17 protein-coding genes, 1 tRNA gene and 1 pseudogene are annotated in these 18,558 nt (G+C 38.6%); 15 read left to right on the forward strand and 4 right to left on the reverse strand.

Going from position 1 to position 18,558, the window contains the following annotated elements; genetic code table 11:
• Positions 1 to 45: 45 nt before the first annotated feature.
• Together FTX43_RS07965 and FTX43_RS07970 are read right to left on the reverse strand one after the other, a co-directional pair.
• Positions 46 to 525, reverse strand: coding sequence for a threonine/serine exporter family protein (locus FTX43_RS07965; protein WP_002290881.1), 480 nt, complete (start codon positions 523 to 525; stop codon positions 46 to 48).
• Between the two features lie 15 nt (positions 526 to 540).
• Positions 541 to 1,293, reverse strand: coding sequence for a threonine/serine exporter family protein (locus tag FTX43_RS07970; RefSeq protein ID WP_002290882.1), 753 nt, complete (start codon positions 1,291 to 1,293; stop codon positions 541 to 543).
• A gap of 116 nt (positions 1,294 to 1,409) precedes the next feature.
• On the opposite strand from FTX43_RS07970, the gene FTX43_RS07975 reads away from it, so the two are divergent.
• The 7 genes from FTX43_RS07975 (at position 1,410) to FTX43_RS08005 (ending at position 5,373) form a co-directional block, all read left to right on the forward strand.
• Positions 1,410 to 1,480: transfer RNA gene (locus FTX43_RS07975), tRNA-Gly, on the forward strand.
• A 364-nt stretch (positions 1,481 to 1,844) separates the two neighbouring features.
• Positions 1,845 to 2,570 carry a DNA/RNA non-specific endonuclease gene (locus tag FTX43_RS07980; protein WP_002290883.1) on the forward strand — a complete coding sequence of 242 codons (726 nt, stop codon included), beginning with the start codon at positions 1,845 to 1,847 and terminating at the stop codon, positions 2,568 to 2,570.
• Between the two features lie 253 nt (positions 2,571 to 2,823).
• A complete protein-coding gene (locus FTX43_RS07985) occupies positions 2,824 to 3,090 on the forward strand; it encodes an IreB family regulatory phosphoprotein (RefSeq protein WP_002290885.1) in 267 nt (88 codons plus the stop codon).
• Positions 3,087 to 3,518, forward strand: coding sequence for a Holliday junction resolvase RuvX (gene ruvX / locus FTX43_RS07990; RefSeq protein ID WP_002320247.1), 432 nt, complete (start codon positions 3,087 to 3,089; stop codon positions 3,516 to 3,518). Before FTX43_RS07985 ends, ruvX begins: the two co-directional genes overlap by 4 nt.
• Positions 3,519 to 3,543: 25 nt before the next feature.
• Positions 3,544 to 3,849 carry a DUF1292 domain-containing protein gene (locus FTX43_RS07995; protein WP_002308458.1) on the forward strand — a complete coding sequence of 102 codons (306 nt, stop codon included), beginning with the start codon at positions 3,544 to 3,546 and terminating at the stop codon, positions 3,847 to 3,849.
• 189 nt (positions 3,850 to 4,038) lie between these two features.
• Complete coding sequence (locus FTX43_RS08000) at positions 4,039 to 4,875, forward strand: sulfite exporter TauE/SafE family protein (protein WP_047929448.1); 837 nt, start codon at positions 4,039 to 4,041, stop codon at positions 4,873 to 4,875.
• A 63-nt stretch (positions 4,876 to 4,938) separates the two neighbouring features.
• The gene (locus FTX43_RS08005) at positions 4,939 to 5,373 is read left to right on the forward strand and encodes a GNAT family N-acetyltransferase (protein WP_086307021.1); all 435 of its coding nucleotides are present in this window, start codon (positions 4,939 to 4,941) and stop codon (positions 5,371 to 5,373) included.
• A gap of 60 nt (positions 5,374 to 5,433) precedes the next feature.
• On the opposite strand, the gene FTX43_RS08010 is transcribed toward FTX43_RS08005, so the two are convergent.
• Positions 5,434 to 6,756 carry a 2-hydroxycarboxylate transporter family protein gene (locus tag FTX43_RS08010; protein ID WP_002308483.1) on the reverse strand — a complete coding sequence of 441 codons (1,323 nt, stop codon included), beginning with the start codon at positions 6,754 to 6,756 and terminating at the stop codon, positions 5,434 to 5,436.
• A 153-nt stretch (positions 6,757 to 6,909) separates the two neighbouring features.
• The gene (locus FTX43_RS08015; RefSeq protein WP_147606967.1) at positions 6,910 to 8,550 is read right to left on the reverse strand and encodes a malolactic enzyme; all 1,641 of its coding nucleotides are present in this window, start codon (positions 8,548 to 8,550) and stop codon (positions 6,910 to 6,912) included.
• A 327-nt stretch (positions 8,551 to 8,877) separates the two neighbouring features.
• Between FTX43_RS08015 and FTX43_RS08020 the strand changes: the two genes are divergently transcribed.
• The 8 genes and pseudogenes from FTX43_RS08020 to FTX43_RS08055 all read left to right on the forward strand — a co-directional run bounded on the left by FTX43_RS08020 (position 8,878) and on the right by FTX43_RS08055 (position 18,551).
• Positions 8,878 to 9,348 carry a DUF4809 family protein gene (locus tag FTX43_RS08020; protein WP_002290894.1) on the forward strand — a complete coding sequence of 157 codons (471 nt, stop codon included), beginning with the start codon at positions 8,878 to 8,880 and terminating at the stop codon, positions 9,346 to 9,348.
• Between the two features lie 221 nt (positions 9,349 to 9,569).
• Entirely contained in the window at positions 9,570 to 10,673 is a 1,104-nt protein-coding gene (locus tag FTX43_RS08025; protein WP_002314634.1) for an alpha-hydroxy-acid oxidizing protein, read from the forward strand.
• Between the two features lie 283 nt (positions 10,674 to 10,956).
• Positions 10,957 to 11,637: a WxL domain-containing protein gene (locus tag FTX43_RS08030; protein ID WP_147606969.1), complete on the forward strand. Its 681-nt coding sequence runs from the start codon at positions 10,957 to 10,959 to the stop codon at positions 11,635 to 11,637.
• A 90-nt stretch (positions 11,638 to 11,727) separates the two neighbouring features.
• On the forward strand, positions 11,728 to 12,765 hold the full coding sequence (locus tag FTX43_RS08035) for a DUF916 and DUF3324 domain-containing protein (protein ID WP_002290898.1): 1,038 nt from the start codon (positions 11,728 to 11,730) through the stop codon (positions 12,763 to 12,765).
• A gap of 10 nt (positions 12,766 to 12,775) precedes the next feature.
• On the forward strand, positions 12,776 to 13,111 hold the full coding sequence (locus tag FTX43_RS08040; RefSeq protein WP_002290899.1) for a hypothetical protein: 336 nt from the start codon (positions 12,776 to 12,778) through the stop codon (positions 13,109 to 13,111).
• A complete protein-coding gene (locus tag FTX43_RS08045; protein ID WP_147606970.1) occupies positions 13,095 to 15,575 on the forward strand; it encodes a WxL domain-containing protein in 2,481 nt (826 codons plus the stop codon). The genes FTX43_RS08040 and FTX43_RS08045 overlap by 17 nt, the downstream gene beginning before the upstream one ends.
• A 55-nt stretch (positions 15,576 to 15,630) precedes the next feature.
• Positions 15,631 to 17,190 (forward strand): annotated as a pseudogene (locus tag FTX43_RS15190) (helix-turn-helix domain-containing protein).
• Entirely contained in the window at positions 17,187 to 18,551 is a 1,365-nt protein-coding gene (locus tag FTX43_RS08055) for an NAD(P)/FAD-dependent oxidoreductase (protein ID WP_147606973.1), read from the forward strand. The pseudogene FTX43_RS15190 and the gene FTX43_RS08055 overlap by 4 nt, the downstream one beginning before the upstream one ends.
• Positions 18,552 to 18,558 lie beyond the last annotated feature (7 nt).

The raw sequence follows: 18,558 nt of genomic DNA on the forward strand, positions 1-18,558 counted from the left end.
GAAGCTAATCACTTCTGTCACAACCTTTTCTTTTTTACACTTCGTTTATTTAAAAAGCCGTTTTTTTCGTTTCAACATGATGGCATCACGCTTTACTTTGAAGTTGCGGATGTTATGGTTAAAGACTTCCGATAATACGAGACCTAAAGCAATTGCTCCAGCTATCATGATTGCTTGGACCGCATAGTGAGCTGCTTCTTGATAGGATTCAGTAACGAGATTCCGAACCGCTTGATAAGCCAAACCACCCGGAACTAAAGGAACCATCCCAGGAATATTGAAAATCGTTACAGGCATTCTCAAACGCTTAGAGAAAAGATCACTGATGAATGCAACTCCTAAAGAGCCAAGCAATGAACCGAAAGCAGCAGATCCGCCCATTTGAACACAGATCCAGTAGATCATCCAGCCGAAAGCACCAGAAAGACCACAACAAATCAATGAACGCCTAGGGACATTTGTAACAATGGCAAATGCCGCAGTCGCTAAAAAACTAAAAGAAAATTGAATAAATATCGTGCCCATACTCGTGCTCCTTTCTTAATAAAAAAGCTGGAAAATAAAAGCAATCGCAAAACCAATCATCGTAGCAGTCATCATCGCTTCTGTTCCGCGAGAAACCCCTGACACATAATGACCAGCTAGCAAATCACGGATAGCATTCGTAATTTGAACCCCAGGAACCAAAGGCATCACACATCCGATAATAATTAAATCCTGATTGCTTCCTAAGCCAAAACGAACACTGTAGATAGCAGCTATGCCAATCAATAAAGAAGATAAAAATTCCGATAAAAATTTGATTCTAAAAAATTTCAAACTATACAGATAAACTGCGTATCCCCATCCACCAATAATTAAAGTCACAGGCAAATCGGTCATCTTTCCGCCGAATAACACCATGATCGTTCCACTGATAACTGCCGCACTAACGATCTGCAACCAGACAGGAAAGAACGAACGGTCTCGGTCGATTGCCTGCAATTCACTGTAAAGTTCTTCTAATGTTAGTTCTGAAGCAACATACTTACGTGAAAGATCATTCACTTTTACTACTTTTTCTAAATTGATCGAACGGTTGGTGATTTGTTCCATTCGAATGGTCGAGGTACGATCAAGACCAATAAAGAGACCAGTCTGCGTGACATAGCTGACCAAACGGAAATTTCCAGAAGCTAAAGCAATTCGACTCATCGTATCTTCTACCCGATACATCTCTGCATTGCTTTCCATCATGATTTTCCCAGCGAGTAGACAAGTGTCTAGCAGCAGATCTAATTCTTTTCCCGTCATAGCATCTTCTCCAATAATTGATTGATTAGTTTTATTTTACTACAAAACATATCGGAAGCGTAAAGAATAAAAAAACTTGAGGAAGGAGTGAAAGAGGCGTATACTGTTTTTGTATCGCGGGTGTAGTTTAGTGGTAAAATCCCAGCTTCCCAAGCTGATGTCGCGGGTTCGATTCCCGTCACCCGCTTAAAAGAGGCTGTGAAAAAGCTGCCCTGCATCAAGTAATAAGAATAGTCAAGCAAAAAAGCTTCTTATGTTTTTGACTTGGTTGGACTTATTACCGCAGATGCAAGCTTTTGAACACTGTTTACCAAGAGGTCGTACAGAAGCCGTTTAGTTTTGAGTATTAAGAAAAATTTTTTGAATGATAATAAATACCTTGTAAATAGTGTTTTGTGATTGAGTAGAGACGATGAATCCGTCTCTTTTTTGTATTCTTAAGCCGTCTAAAAACTGGTTTTATTTTTTTACTGTTTCTATTTCTTTCCAGTATTTATTTATAGGGGAACATATGTTAAGATTTAGGGAGCTGTTAGTAAAGGAGTAAAGAAATGAGCAAAAAAACAACCAAGGCGATCGTGGGGATCGTCGCTGCTGTGATTGCAGGGGCACTCGGTATTTCCACCACACAAAAAGATTCAGATATCTTCCAACAAATTACAACCATTTTTGATTCCACACCGCAAGCTTCTCAAGTAGCGGATGTGCCAGAATATGATGGAAAACATCAAGAAATAGAAATCAATGGGAATCAGCCGGAGTTTACAAAAGAGGATCTTAGTCTTTCCAAAGGGACATGGGAAAGCTATTCAAATATAGACAAATTGAACAGAGTAGGACAAGCCAATGCGATGTTGGGAAAAGACTTGTTTCCTACTGAAAAGAGAGAACCTTTGTATATTGATCCGACAGGTTGGAAACAAAAGAAATTAAGTGACGGACAATGGTTATACAACCGCAGCCATTTGATTGGTTTCCAGTTGACTGGTCAAAATAATAACATTAAAAACTTAATGACAGGGACACGTTCGTTGAATGCTCCGTACATGCTTGCCCACGAAAATGATATTGCGGCATATATCAAGGAAACAAATCATCATGTACGCTATCGTGTCACTCCTCATTTCGAGGGAAATGAACTGGTAGCAAGAGGTGTGCAGTTGGAAGCAGAAAGCATTGAAGACAAAAAAATTGAATTCAATGTCTTTATCTACAATGTCCAAGATGGCTACACCATCAATTATGAGACAGGGCAAGCAACGAAAACGAAAAATTAGTAGCAGCAATTCGAATTTTTTATGAACTTTATGAAAAAATTGTGTAAAAACATACTTTCAAAGAAATATAGCGTATACTTTATGGAAAGAGGGCTTTTGAAAAAGCCACAGAAAAAAGGAAAAATCAGACAAATCGTGTTTCTTAATTTATTCAGAAGTTTGGAATATTTGTTTGTAGTTTTCCCTTTCTTCGAGTAAAATAAGGGTGTAGAAGGTAAGCTGGAATTACCTTGCGGGAAAGAGGTGTAGAATCATGGGTTTTACAGATGAAACCGTACGTTTTGGTTTTGACGATAGTCGCAAAAAAGAAGTGAGCGAAACATTAGCGATTGTTTATCGGGCTTTGGAAGAAAAAGGCTACAATCCAATTAATCAGATTGTCGGCTACTTGCTTTCTGGAGACCCGGCCTACATTCCTCGTTATCGTGATGCACGAAATTTGATTCGCCGTCACGAACGCGATGAAATCATGGAAGTAATTGTCAAAGACTACCTCTCAAATCATGGAGTGAATTTATGAGAGTAATGGGCTTGGATGTCGGTTCTAAGACAGTAGGCGTTGCTGTGAGCGACCCCTTTGGCTGGACAGCTCAAGGAGTAGAAATCATTCGAATCAATGAAGCAGAAGAAGAGTTTGGCTTTGATCGGTTGAAGGAATTAGTGGCGCAGTACGAAGTAGACCGTTTTGTAGTTGGATTACCTAAGAATATGAACAATTCCATCGGACCAAGGGCAGAAGCTTCCATGTTATATGGAGAGAAGATCAAAGAACTATTCTCCTTGCCGGTTGATTATCAAGATGAACGACTAACCACTGTTCAGGCAGAACGTATGCTAGTAGAGCAGGCAAATACTTCAAGAGCGAAACGAAAAAAAGTCATCGATAAATTAGCAGCTGTGATGATTTTACAAAATTATTTAGACGGCTCAGGTAAGCAATTATTTTAATAATAAAAAGAAAAGAGGTAATCTTATGACAGAACATAACCATTCCCACGAACACGAAGGACACGAACACATCACATTGGTGGATGACCAAGGAAATGAAACATTATACGAAATCTTGCTAACAGTTGACGGACAAGAAGAATTTGGACGTAACTATGTTCTTTTATATCCAGCTGGTGTTTCAGAAGATGAAGATGTAGAATTACAAGCTTATGCATACATCGAAAACGAAGATGGAACAGAAGGCGAGTTAGAACAAATCGAAACAGACGCAGAATGGGATATGATCGAAGAAGTATTCAATACATTCATGGCGGAAGAAGAAGAATAGAACAAAAGAATCGATAAGGTGTAAGAAAAGCTGGACTCTCTGAAAAGTAGAGCCCGGTTTTTTCGTTTAGCACTACCTTTCCTTAAAAAGTAGAAAAGCTTTTGAAGCCTCGTTTGTTTCTTTTAGTGTATAACAAAAGAAAAGAGTAAAAATCGCTAAAAGATATAAACAAGAGAAAGGAAATACAAGATGATTGGTCTGATTTATTTTGTGGTGATCTTTCTGGCGAACACAGTTGGCGCTATTTCCGGGATGGGTGGAGGCGTGTTGATCAAACCGATTCTTGATCTTATCGGTGCCCATTCTGTTGCAGGGATTTCTTTTTACTCAACAGTTGCGGTATTCACGATGTCCATTGTTTCGACTGTGCGACAAGTATCAAGCGGGAAATCACTGAATTGGCAGATTGTCGGTTGGGTATCTAGTGGAGCTGTTGTTGGAGGAGTAGTCGGCAACATTGTATTCGAAGTTTTTTTACAGTTATTTGAAAACGAGAAGCATGTGCAACTGATCCAAATTTTTTTGACGATATTGACCTTGGTTTTTGCGTTCTTCTACACCAAGCATCATCAGCCAAAATTTCATTTGACGTCATGGACTTGGTACCTTATATGTGGGGTGGTTCTGGGCTTTTTAGCTAGTTTTTTAGGTATTGGTGGTGGACCAGTCAATGTTTCTTTGTTGATGCTGATGTTTGCATTGCCAATAAAAGAAGCAACACTATATTCTCTATCTACGATTTTCTTTTCTCAACTGGCAAAATTGGTAACGATTGCTTTAACAAGTAGCTTTATGCGCTTTGATTTATCTATGTTGTTTTATGTTATCCCCGCTGCTATCATTGGAGGTTTGTGGGGAGCAAGATTTAGCAGGATTTTGTCTCCAAAAAAAGTGACCTTTATTTTTCAAGCGATTGTCATCGTGGTTCTTTTGATCAATCTTTACAATGCTTTCGTCATCTTGCAAACATTAGAAGGATCTGGATTCAAGCAAGTCAAAATCACTGAAAAGTCTTTTTTTAAATGAAAAAAGGAGTATACTATGATAAAAAAATTCATTTAAAAAAATAGAAATTGGCTGGTGATTTGGATGTTGCGGGAAATGCGTTTAGGAGATGCAGAAGCACTACGAGAAATCAATGCGGAACAATTAGGGTATGATGTACCATTAACCGTTACGGTGAGACAAATGAAGAAACTGTTGAAGGAGCCAGAAAAAAATTTTTTCTTGGTTTATGAAGATCCTACTTCTAAAAAAGCAGCTGGCTATGTACAAGCGGAGTCCTATGAATCGATTTTCAGCGATCCGATGTTCAATATTATGGCACTTGCTGTGTCTAAACATGCTGAAAAAAAAGGAATCGGAAAGGCCTTGATGACTGGCGTAGAAGAAGAAGCGAAAAGACGAGGAATATCAGCGATAAGACTTAATTCTGCAGAATACAGAGTAGAAGCACACCGATTTTATGAACGCATCGGTTATCATTCCGATAAAATGCAAAAAAGATTTTTGAAAATCCTGTAAATTTTTATCAAAAAATACCTGGTCATCAAGCCGCTACTTGATGATCAGGTATTTTTTTGACTAAGAAAGTAATTGCATCAAGAAACCTGAGATGATCAAAACGATGGCACCACCAAGCCGATTGCCCATTTGAGCAAAAGCAATAAGTTCCATCCGATTAGCTGCAGATAAGACAGCTACATTTCCTGTACCACCCATCGAGTTGTTGCATAAGCCAGCAGTAATAGTTGATTCGATTGGATATAAACCAAACAAACGACCGACAAATCCTGAAACTACTGAAATCGCGATAACACTTGTCAAACATAAGACAACAAATTGCCATGTCAAAGCAGAAGCCAATACATTCAGATTCAATAACGCAATACCGATACCGGCAAGAACAGCTGCTGTCAAGTTTTTGACAATCAAGTTGTTGAACATGATAGCTGCATCTTCGTAATATTCTGGTAATAGGTTTGCGATTTTACAGATAACAACGATAATGATCATGAATGCGTAAGCATGGACTTTAGGAACAAAATAGTTACCGATTTGTCCTAAGATGAAGAAAGTCAATGATACCATCAAACCGACACCTAATTGTGGAATGGAAGGTTTTACATTTCTAGGTTTTCCATCGCCAAGGTCGCCTTTTTCCATTAATTTACCATTACCGTTGAATTTTGGCATTGATTGTCCCGCACGAGCAACTAACGCTGCACCAATGATAGCTAGGACATTTGTCATTGCTGTCGCAGGAATCAGGCGGGAAATGATAGAAGAAGCGTCCGTACCTAAAACATTTGCATAAATCGTCGATAAAGGTACAGCTCCGGCTCCAACACCACCAGCCATTGCGGGCAATGAGATATATAAAACGGAATTTGCAAAACCATTTCCGATAAGCATACCTACGAGTCCTACGGCAAAAAAGGAGACGACCATTGAAATAAGTGCAACGGGAATAAAACGAACAGAAGCTTTCATCAATAGATTACGGTTCATACCAAGGATGCTACCAGTAATCAAGGCAGCAATATAAAAGTCTAAAAAGCCCATATTGCTGACAAAGTTTTCTGTGGATTTTACTACATACTCAGGTAAGATCCCAAATGTAGCAATCGCGGCAGAGGCAAAGATCGCAAAAACGGAGCCACCACCTAAATAACTTTTGACGATAGGGATTTTTGTTCCGATAAAATGAAATAAATTACCGAAAATGACCAAAACAGCGATTGGGCCAATCATATTCGTCGGTAATTTTCCTAAAGCCATTGCAATGATCAGGACAAGGACCATGATCAAATAAAGGGGCAAACTTACGCCGGTAATTTTTGTTGACCAAAACCCTTCTTTTTTCTTTTCCTCAACTGCAGTTGCAGTTGTTGTTTTTTGTGCCATTTTTACAGATCCTTTCTTATTCTGTATCGTATGAAAAAAGCCAAAGAGAAGCGGCAAAAGAGCAGTAGTTGGCTGGCTGCTGTTTTGCCGCAGTCGCTTTTTTCTTTTTAGACGTCATACAAAGTTTCTGTATGTTCTTTTACTATAACAATCTTAATCTTCTAAAGATTTATATTCAGGAACCCATTTAGCAGATTCAACAGCTTCTTTGATATCCGTGATTTCTTCACGATTCAATTTTTGTGCAACAACTGATTTTGCGACAGTTTCAGCAATCGTTTGAGAGAATTCAGTGATTTTTGCTACTGGAGGCAAGATAGCTGCTCCTGGTTTTGTTACATCAATGATTCCGCCTAATGCTCGACTAGCTTGAGAAATGATTTCAGCATTTACTCGTGTAGCTGTTGAAGCAATCAAACCAAGCCCTAAACCTGGGTACATCAACGCATTATTTGCTTGACCGATTTGGTAAGTTACACCGTTATATTCCACATCAGCAGCAGGGATACCTGTTCCAACTAAAGCTTTTCCGTCCGTCCATTCAATCAAATCTTTTGCTTTTGCTTCTGCCAATTTTGTTGGATTAGACAAAGGCATGATGATTGGACGTGGGGTATGAGCCGCCATTTCTTTCACGATTTCTTCAGTGAATGCTCCAGGTTGGGTAGAAGTACCGATCATGATCGTTGGATGGATTGCTTTTACAACTGCTTCTAAGTTTGTCAATTCATCAGCATTAGTGAATTCTGAGCGTTTACGAGCGAATGGGATTTGACCAGGAGTCAACCCTTTTGTATCTTCAAACAATAAACCCTGTTTATCTACTTGATAGAAATGTTGGCGTGCTTCTTCTTCAGGTACACCTTGACGGATCATTTCATCTAAAAGGATGTTTGCGATACCTACACCAGCAGTACCAGCACCAAATGTCAAGATCGTTTGATCTTTCAATTGCTCACCTGATATATTCAATCCACCTAATACACCAGCTAGTACAACGATTCCTGTGCCTTGGATATCATCATTGAAAGTAGTGATTTTATCTTCGTATTTTTCTAAAATCGTTGCAGCATTTCCTCGTCCAAAATCTTCCCAATGTAATAACAATTCTGGGAATAATTCAGTAGCTGATTGAACGAATTGATCAATGAATTCGTAGTAAGTTTCGCCTTCTACACGAGCATGACGATTCCCTAAGTATAATGGATTATTCAATAATTCTTCGTTATTAGTACCAGCGTCAATCGATACAGGCAAGACTTGTGCAGGATTGATACCAGCCGCAGCAGTGTAGACCATCAATTTACCGATAGCGATGTCAACACCGTTCACACCCCAGTCACCCATACCTAAGATTCCTTCTGCATCTGTCACAACGATCAAACGAATGTCGCGTCCATCTGCTGCGTTTTTCAAACTTGCTTTGATATTTTCTGGTTCGTCGATTGAAAGAAATGCAGCATCTTGTGGTTTCAAGAAAATTTCGTTGTATTGTTCGATTGAATCCGCAACGACAGGATCATAAACGACAGGCATGAATTCAACTAAATGTTCGCCCATCAATTTATAAAACAATGTCCGGTTCGTATTGAATAGATTCATTAAGAAGATACGTTTTTCCAAATCGGTCTGTTTGCTTAAGTATTGACCGTAAGCTTGGACAGATTGTTGTTCCAATGTTTGGACAGTACTTGGAAGCATACCAGTGATTCCGTATTTTGCCCGTTCTTCTTTTGTAAAAGCTGTTCCTTTATTTAGAAAAGGATTATTTAATAAGTTTAGCCCTGTAAGCATGAATGATTCCTCCTAAGTTTTAATACAAACGAAGTATAGGAGTCAGATGAGGATATAGTCAAAAAGAGCAGGTATAATAAATTTTATTTATATGAGTAATAGAGTCAAAAGAAATCAAAATAGCGGTATTTGTTCTTTTTATATCAACAATCCTTGCTTGATTACTATGCGTATCTCTTATATGCTAAAGAAAGAAAAGTAGAAGAATAAAAGATATGTTAATAAATAGAATCTCTGAAGAATAAATCACGTGATCGTGACGATAAAGTTCACTTACGTCAGGTGATAAAAAATACATAAGTAGAAAACTAAGAGGAGGATCAGAAAATGAAAGAAGTTCAATTGATCAGAAAAAGCGAACTATCAGAAGGTGGTTGCAATGCATGCGGCGTAGTAGAAGCAACAAGCTATACATTAAAGCTTGGTGCCAACAAAGCGATAATCTCTGAGTTGACAGTAGGCGGTCTTGTGGACAGTCTGGCGCTTGCTGAAGGTTTTATTGGAGAAGATATTTATGAGATGTTTTCAGAAATCCGTCAGTTAAAAAAAGGGGAAAACTGCATAGAGGTTCATCATGAGAGCCCGAATGTGAGATTCAAACGTGGTGATAATGAGATGATCTTCAATAATCATGTGTCCGATCACACCGAGCTATATGGAATCGTGAATCAAATACTAACTGAGCTTTTTGGATTGGGACCTTATGCGTTCAAGGAAGAAAACGGTAATCCAAAATTAAACGAAGAATGGCAAGAAACGATTGAAACACAAAGAAACAACCCGCACTTATTTCAATAGGCATCCACAGTATTTCGTAAAAGGGACTTTGACACGACTTTTGTCAAAGTCCCATCGTTTTTTATCTATTTGTGTTCTAAACATTTCTTTCAGAGTAGTAACAACTGGAATGACTGAAATGTAAACAGATTATTTGCCTGTATCAATACGGAAGAGTAATATAAAATGTGTAAACGCTATCATATTATTCATTCAATTTTTTATAGAGGGAAGGCATTGAAATGGAAAAAACGTATCAAGCAGGTACAAATGAAGGAATAGTGGATTTTATCAATATGGAAGATTTAGAAATAGCCGCTTCACAAGTGATTCCAGCTGGTGGTTATGGTTACATCAGCAGTGGTGCTGGCGACTTATTTACTTATCAAGAAAATGAACGGGCATTCAATCATCAGCTGATTATTCCTCATGTATTAAGAGATGTAGAATTACCCGATACAACTACACATTTTGACGAAGAAACGCTGACTGCACCAATCATCATGGCACCAGTTGCTGCTCATGGCTTAGCTCATGTGAAGGCGGAGAAAGCTTCTGCAAAAGGTGTAGCAGATTTTGGGACGATCTATACAGCAAGTTCTTACGCTTCTTGTACATTAGAAGAGATAAGAGAAGCAGGCGGGGAGAAAGCACCGCAATGGTTTCAATTTTATATGAGCAAAGATGATGGGATCAATTTGGATATTCTTGAAGTGGCCAAGCGTAATGGAGCAAAAGCAATCGTATTGACAGCGGATGCAACAGTTGGCGGAAACCGTGAAACAGACCGCAGAAATGGGTTTACCTTCCCACTGCCAATGCCGATCGTTCAGGCTTATCAATCAGGAGTAGGCCAAACGATGGATGCTGTGTACAAATCTTCCAAACAGAAGCTTAGTCCAAAAGATGTAGAATTTATTGCTGCTCATTCTGATTTGCCAGTCTATGTGAAAGGTGTCCAGTCAGAAGAAGATGTCTATCGTTCATTAGAATCTGGTGCTGGCGGAATCTGGGTATCTAATCATGGCGGCCGTCAACTAGATGGTGGTCCAGCAGCGTTTGATTCGTTGCAATATGTGGCAGAAGCAGTAGATAAACGTGTACCAATCGTGTTTGACAGCGGTGTACGACGCGGACAGCATGTTTTCAAAGCAATCGCATCAGGTGCAGATCTTGTTGCTATTGGCAGACCCGTTATTTATGGATTGTCTTTAGGAGGAAGCACAGGAGTCCGTCAAGTGTTTGATTTCTTTAAAACAGAATTGGAAATGGTCATGCAATTAGCTGGAACACAAACAGTAGAAGATATCAAAAAAATAAAATTGCGTGAGAATCGTTTTATTTAAGATACAAATGACGAAAACAATAGGAGTGCGGCAGTTGATGCCGTACTCCTATTTGTATGGGTCAGAGAAGCATTAATAGAATAAGTTGAAATGAAAAAAAGAAAATTGAAATGTTTTTTCATACTTAATAAAAAAATAAGAATATTCATGTAAACGATTTTATTGCTTTTTTCTCTTTTATACAAAAAGGGTCAGAATTTCAAGTAAGCGGATGAATTCATGAGGATTTTTTGCATGCTGTCTCTACTATACCTAGGTCACTAAGAAAAAGGAGTGATTTATTATGAAAAAGAACATGATTGGGACATTATTACTTTCAATACTTCTTCTAGGCGGCTTGGCAACCCCAGCTTTTGCTGAAGGTCAAGCAACTTCAAAAGGAGATATTACCTTTACTGAGCCAACAAATACTGTCGTACCCCTTGATCCTGCTGATCCTTCTAAACCAGTAGAGCCGGCAGATCCGGAAAATCCAGGAACTGGCCAGACAGGTCCTTTAACACTGGATGTAGTGCCCGAATTGCCGTTTGGTACACACGAGATTGAAAGCGGAACAAAAACATATCAAATAGACGCTTCAAAAAATGATACACCTTATCTTCAAGTATCAGATCGTCGAGGTGTAGGTGCAGACGGGCAAGCGCAAGGATGGAACGTGACAGTTTCGGTTTCAGATTTTGTAAACGGTTCACAAGTTTTGCAAGGGGCTGAATTGGATTTTGGGACATCCACTGTGAAAAGTACCTCAGATAACGAAGCCACTGCACCAACTAGTCAAGCTGTGACTGGATTGAGTAAAGCAAGTGCAGCGACACCAATATTTACAGCAGCAAAAGACCAAGGTCTAGGAACATGGCTTTCTGTTTATGATCCAGCAAATATCACGCTGAAAGTACCTAAAGCAGCAGCTGGAACATTCACGGCTGATTTGACTTGGAACCTCGTGGCTGGCCCAGTAGCATAGAATATGAAATGAATTCAACAAACTGCGGTGAAAATACTATGGGTGAAGAATCTTTTTACCGCAGTTGTTGTTGAAAGGATGTGGTGGACAATGAATCAAAGTAAACGACTGTTTGTTTCGTTTTTTTCTATTTTAAGTCTATTTTTCATTTTTCCGTCAATCAGTCAAGCAGAGGATTCAGCAGGAGACTTTGGGATCAAACCGGTATTTCCAGAGAATCAAATAGATAAAGCAATCGGTTATTTTGATTTATTAGTGGCACCGGAACAAAATCAGACACTGGAAGTAATTATCAGCAATTCTTTAGATCAAGAACGAACATTTGAGGTCTCTGTTAATCCGGCGGTAACGAGTGATGGTGGAACGATCGATTATAGTCAAAAAAATCCAACGCTAGATGGGACCTTGCCGTTTGATGTCCGTGACGTTTTGACCGTTGCCATAAAGGAAGTCAATGTACCAGCGCATGCTGAAACAACTGTACCTGTAGAAGTAAAAATCCCAGCTAAAAGCTTTAAGGGACGTGTATTAGCGGGTATTCATGTTTCACCTAAAGAAGAAGCTGAAACAGAAAATGCTACAGAAGGTGCACAAATAAAAAATCGTATTGCTTATAATCTCGCAGTCGTTTTACAAGAAAGTCAAGAGACGATAGAACCGGATCTGAAACTTTTATCAGGAGATTTGAACGAGGTCAATGCAAAGCCCACTGTCCAGCTTCGTTTCCAAAATCCTCAGCCTACGATTATCAGCAATTTGATATTTACGAGCAAGATCTATTATGAAAATCAGCTTTATATTGAAAATACGTCTAATGCATTTTTAGTTGCACCAAATTCGAATTTTCACTTGAATCTTGATTTAGCTGGTGATAAAGCAAAAGCCGGCGATTACCGCGCAGAAATCATAGCAAAATCAGGTGACAGTAATGAATGGCGATTTACACAAAACTTTACGATCAAAAAAGAAAAAGCACAGAAAGTAAATGAAAATTCCGTTTTTGCAGTACAAGAACAATCTTTCCCATGGCTTTATGCAGGATTGGTTGCTGCAGTTCTTGTATTACTGTTGATTTTGCTGTTTTTGTGGATCCACAAGAAAAAGAAAAAAGGAGAAACAACACGATGAGGTGATTTCGTTGAAAGCATCAATCTTATTAGGAGGTATTATTGCAAGTTTGCTGTTCTTCAGCTGGCAAGAGCCAGTCCAAGCAGATACCAAAAGTTCAGGCACGATTACATTTTATGATCTAAGTCCAGTTCCGCATCCAAGTGGTTCAGTCAATGGCACATCAAAACAGCAGACACAGCCATCGATTTATAAAGAGGCTAATCAACATGGCGTATTTCCGGAGACGAATGAACAAAGGATCCGTTTTCTTTATTTGATCATTGGTATAGAATTATGGCTTCTTGTGTGGTTGTTGTTATGGAGAAGAAAGGAAAAGGAGGATGAACATGTTGCTACAAAATAAATTTACATTTTTTCGCTCCTTCTTTTTTACTTCGCTTTTTGTTTTAAGTATATTTATCTTTTCACCTTCGGCAGAAGCTGTTGGAGCAACGCCTCCTACCATTTCTTATGATCCGTACACATACGAAAATATCGTACCTCCAAATGGTGGACGTAGTGCAGTGAATGGCGGGAAGCTTGTCCAACTAACTGGGGCTAACCAGTTGCCTAAATTGACTGCTACTTATTTAAACGATGGTTCAAATGATCCTTGGAAAGGTGGCACGGTCCGTTTTCATTGGGAAAGTCATGTGAAACTAACAAATGTACTTGATTTGGTGAATATCACTGCACAAGGTTTTGCCTTCGTTGCAATCATTAATTTACCGGAACATGTATCAAGCAGTGATGTATTAAAAGCAATTGACTGGAACAACGCCTACTTGTATATTGCCGGTGCCCCCATCAAGGTTACTAGCGGAAGTTTATTATCAGCAGGAAGCCATACTTTACGTTTTGGGATGGGTTCGTGGGATACAAATACTCTCCTGCCAGATATCATCGCTATTATTACGCGAGGCGAGTTCAATGTTGACGATGTCCCGCTTCAATTTGATATTACAGCTAATGTCGCGAAGATGACAGAAAACGGAGATAAATATGATACGAGTCCAAACAAAATTTTGACCAAAGGTAAATTACAACCTTCTATATCTAAAAAAGCTATTTTTTCTGTTGATTTTTATGACTCGAATAATATTATCCAAGATCGTATGTTCAATTCGATCTTAGCTCCAGCTGCAGGTAGATTTTATCCTAAATTAACTGGTGGAAAATTGAATCCAGGAGCGTATGCATTTTCTGCAAGTGCAGAGATAAATACGTGGAATAGTTACATTTCACCAAGTGATTCAACAGGAAAATATAATACATTTGCTGATACTACAGAATACGTGGATGGGAATAACCAGAACCTTCCAGGCTCAACCAATAATCGAACACTAACGATGGGGTTGACTGAAGGACGTTTTGATCAATTACCGTCTACTCGCTTTGATCGTGTAGTCAATTATTTTACAGGAAAAAACGTCACACAAGGAGCAGCGCTGACTCATACTCCAGCAAGCACAAGTGGATTGAATCAGTCAACCAATATTGTATATAGCGGGAAAGATGCGCAAGGTGGATTGCTTTCTCCCGTTGCTTTAAAGGTATTGGAGCAGTATAAGCTAGACGGTACGGTTTTACCAACAAATTTAACAGCTGATAGTCAGTGGGGAAAGCTCCTTTCTCCTGCGCCGTACCAAGTCATGGCCAATTGGTCAGCAACTGAATTAAAAACGGGGTCGATCCATTACAGGCTTTATTCGAAAGGAACCCAAAAATTAGCGGCAGGATGGACAGATCAACTTTTCCAAACGATCTCATCAAATAATGGCGGCACAACTACAGCTACTTCTACACTACCTGCATTGGCTTCAGGGCAATATTATTTTGATTATCGCTTGGTGGACGATGTACTTACTAACCTGTATCCTTCTTTTGCGTACAAATGGCAGTCTGAACAAGCGGGAATCACCACTCTTCCCCAAATAACAGTGGCTAATTTTCCATCAGTGAGTGCAGACAGCCAGCTAAAAAATCTTAGCAGACAACCGGATGAAGGAACCCCATTATCTGCACTATCAGGGGATACGATACAAAAAAATGTGACATTCACGTTGACAAAATCTGGGGATGCGATCACCGACAAAAAAATCACGATCTCACTTCCAGAAAATACTACTTATATCAATGGTACCTTAAAATTAAATGGTACAACTGTCGCAGATACCGGCGTTCAACAAGGAGTATCTGTCCCAGCAGATTTATTGAGCAAAGTCGGCGATACTATTCATCTTACTTACAACTATCAATTAAATACTGTAGATACTTCTGTGCAATCTGTCAGCATACCGACAAAGGCAGCTGTACTTTCTAGCAATATTACATTAGCAGATGGTGTTAAGCTTCCTAATCCAGTTGTCCAAACATCTTCCAAAACAATTCTTGTCCCCAAACAAGAATTGACATTAGTTGATGTACCAGATGATTTTACATTTGGCAACGATCTCCCCAAACCGTTGAAGACAAGTTATTATGAAGCAAAAGGCGATTTTTCTTTTGATGTACGGGATACTCGGCTTCCAAGCACGTCTCCTTGGCAACTGACAGGTACATTGACTTCTTCATTTAAGAATGATCAAGGTCAAGAATTAAGCGGAACAAAATTGTACTTTAATCATGCTGGATCAAAGCAATTGATCCAACAAGGACAAAACACGATGATTTATCAAAGTGATGGCACAGCTAAAGGAGAGGTTCTCGTTGACTTTCCCGATACCGATGGTTTACTCTTAGAGGTAAATAGCAGTACGAACGCTCAACCTGGCGTAAGGTATCAAGGCACGATCACATGGGAACTGTCAGCTGGGCCAATCAGCTAAGTGATCAGAATTTGTATGGATCTGTGACAACTGTCGCAGATCCTCTTTTTCAAGGATGAGAAGGAAACTTCTGCTGTTAAAATCAGAAATGCTTGGAGGAGTGGACTTGGAACTTTTCAGTTTGCTTGAAAAAAATGAACAACGGCAAATCAAACTTTTTCAACTTTTATTAGAGGAAAAAGGAGAGATCTCTGTTAATAACGTACTAGCCCGCTTATCAATCGATCGGTCTACCTTGAAAGAAGATTTATTTTATTTACAAGCTAGTTTGGAAAACATCGAACAACTGGAAATCGTTATCCAAGAAGGATACATTTTATTGATCAGACATGGCAATATAGCAGCTATCGATGTTTATTATCATTGCTATTTGCGCTATTCTACAAAATATCAAATCCTTCTTTATCTGTTAGAATATGGCTCATTTGATCGGCAGAAACTTGTTATGGAACTTAATATCAGTTCGGCTACTTTGTCGCGTAGAGTGAAGGAATTAAATGATTCTTTAAAAGAGTTTCATTTGAAAATAAAAAGCGGGCGTTTGACTGGCCCAGAAAATCAAATCCGCTATTTCTATTTTCAATTATTTTGGTTTGGTCGCCCCTACCTTGAAAATAAAAAAGAATACAGCGATTTATCAGGAAACACTTTTTTAGATCTGCTACAAAAAGAGTTCAGTTTTGCCATTACAGAAGAAGGGCGACTGAAATTTGAAATATGGCTTTCCATTATGAAGAAACGGATGCGCTGTACGAAAAAAGCCAAACCAGATTATAGTAATCTTCCTGTTGGATTGTTTCAAACGACACAATTTTTATTGGAGCTTCATACATTTTTGACCCGTTATTTCTTTCAATATGCCTTTCCTTGGGATCAAAACGAAACGTTGGTTTTTTATCTTTTCATGATCAGTAACTTTACATTAGATACACATAATTCACATGTTCAGGAATTTTTGATAAGCGAAAAATACTAAGATGACGTAGTGGCTCAATTGAATCGAACGTTTAAACAATCGATAGAAGAATATTTTTCTTTCTATGCTTTTCCAGAAGAGATTTCGCAAAAGATTGCGTTAACAGTGATGCAAAATCACGCTCATTTTGCCTATTTTAGAGGATGGATGAATATTTTTGGTCAAGAAGGATTGAAACAACGGTTAACTGAAGTAGAAGATAAACAATTCCTTGTTTTATGTGAAAGGCTGGTCAGACAAACATTTGCTATTGTGGATTTTACTGAAGCAGACGAGGAAAATGCCCGTTTTGAATTATTTGCTCGCTATGCATCTATTTTACGAACGCTAATCAAGCAATTGGAATTGCGTTTGCAAATTGCTTATGATCTTCCGTACGAAAGGCTAATGGCGGATATCGTGAAAGAAATCATTCAAGAACAGTTGTTGAATACGATCAAATATGATTTAGTGGAATACGAGAAAGACAAGCAATATGATGTTATTTTGACTAGCCAATTGAAAGAATACCCGTCACAGAAGTCCGCTAAAGTTTTTGTATTTACGAGTAATGAATTTAACTATGATTTTCCCTATTTGAACCAATTTTTAAAAGAATGCTATTTAGAAAAATTGAATTTAAGGATGAATAAAACATGAAAATCGTGATCATTGGTGCTTCCCATGCAGGCATCACCGCTGCCCTAAATCTACGCAAACTTCAACCGGAGGCAGAAGTTCTGTTGATCGATGAAAATCACAAAGATGGATTAGGCTATGTTTCAAATGGGATCAATCTTTATTTAAAAGGAAAGATACATAGTTTAGCTGAAGCTGCAAACAACGAGCGGACTCTTCAAGCAAGTGGTGCAAAACTGATCACCGAATGGAGAGTAACTGAACTTGATCCAGACAAGCATCAGCTCATCCTCACTTCTGAGGAAGGAAAAAAAGAAACCCTAACCTATGATAAACTAATCGTGGCAACAGGTTCATCTCCTGCTACTTTATATAAACAAACTGAAGCTGAAAATGTCTACACCTATAAAAATCTAGTGCAATCTAAACAAGTACTTGCCGCTTTGAAAGAAGCAAAAGAAGTAGTGATTTTTGGTGCTGGTTATATTGGGTTAGAATTAGCAGATGCTTTGAGAAATAAGGGACATATGATTCATTTAGTTGATTACATGCCGAATGTTTTATCAAGATATTTCGATAAAGATATGATTGGCAGTTTTCAAAATCAGCTGAAAAACAAGCAAATCAACTTTCATCCAAATGAATTTTTGATTGATTGGAAAAAATCAGGAGAAGAAGTAGTATCCGTACAACTTTTGTCTCAAACACTGAAGGCAGATATCGTCATTTTTTCTGCTCAAACTTGTCCAAATACGTCATTGTTAAAAGACAAAGTGGCATTGTATGAGGACGACACTGTGATGGTCAATGAATACCTGCAGACAAGTGATTCGGATATCTATGCGATTGGCGATATCGTTCCAGTCAGTTTTGACAAAAAAGAACGGCATCTCTTTTTGCCCTTAGTTACTCGAGCTGTACATATGGCGAGAGCGGTAGCGTTGACTTTGTGCGAGCAGCCGACTGCTTATGATCTCAAACAAAAGATAACAGCAACGGTCATTACCGACCACTTTTTAGGAACTGTTGGGTTGACAGAAGACGAAGCACCATTTTTGGAACAAAGTGCCTGTTCTTGTTCAGGAGAGTTTGACCTATTTCCACAATACTATGAAGAAAATAAAACAGTAAATGCAAAGCTGATCTATCATCCAGATACATTAGAAATCATTGGCGGACAGCTGATAAGCCAAGAATTTTTATTATCAGATTTGAACTTGCTTGCTGATATCGTGAAACAAAAAACCACGATTCCACAGTTAGCAGTTGAAAACTTTGGATTTTTGGCTGAATATACCCCACGTTTTCACTATCTCAATGAGTTAGCTTTTAAAGTACTAGCTAAGAGAGCAAATCGCAATAGAGTAGAAAAAAGACCGTGAGAAACAT

The organism is Enterococcus sp. DA9 (assembly GCF_008000875.1).
Lineage (GTDB): Bacteria > Bacillota > Bacilli > Lactobacillales > Enterococcaceae > Enterococcus_B > Enterococcus_B lactis.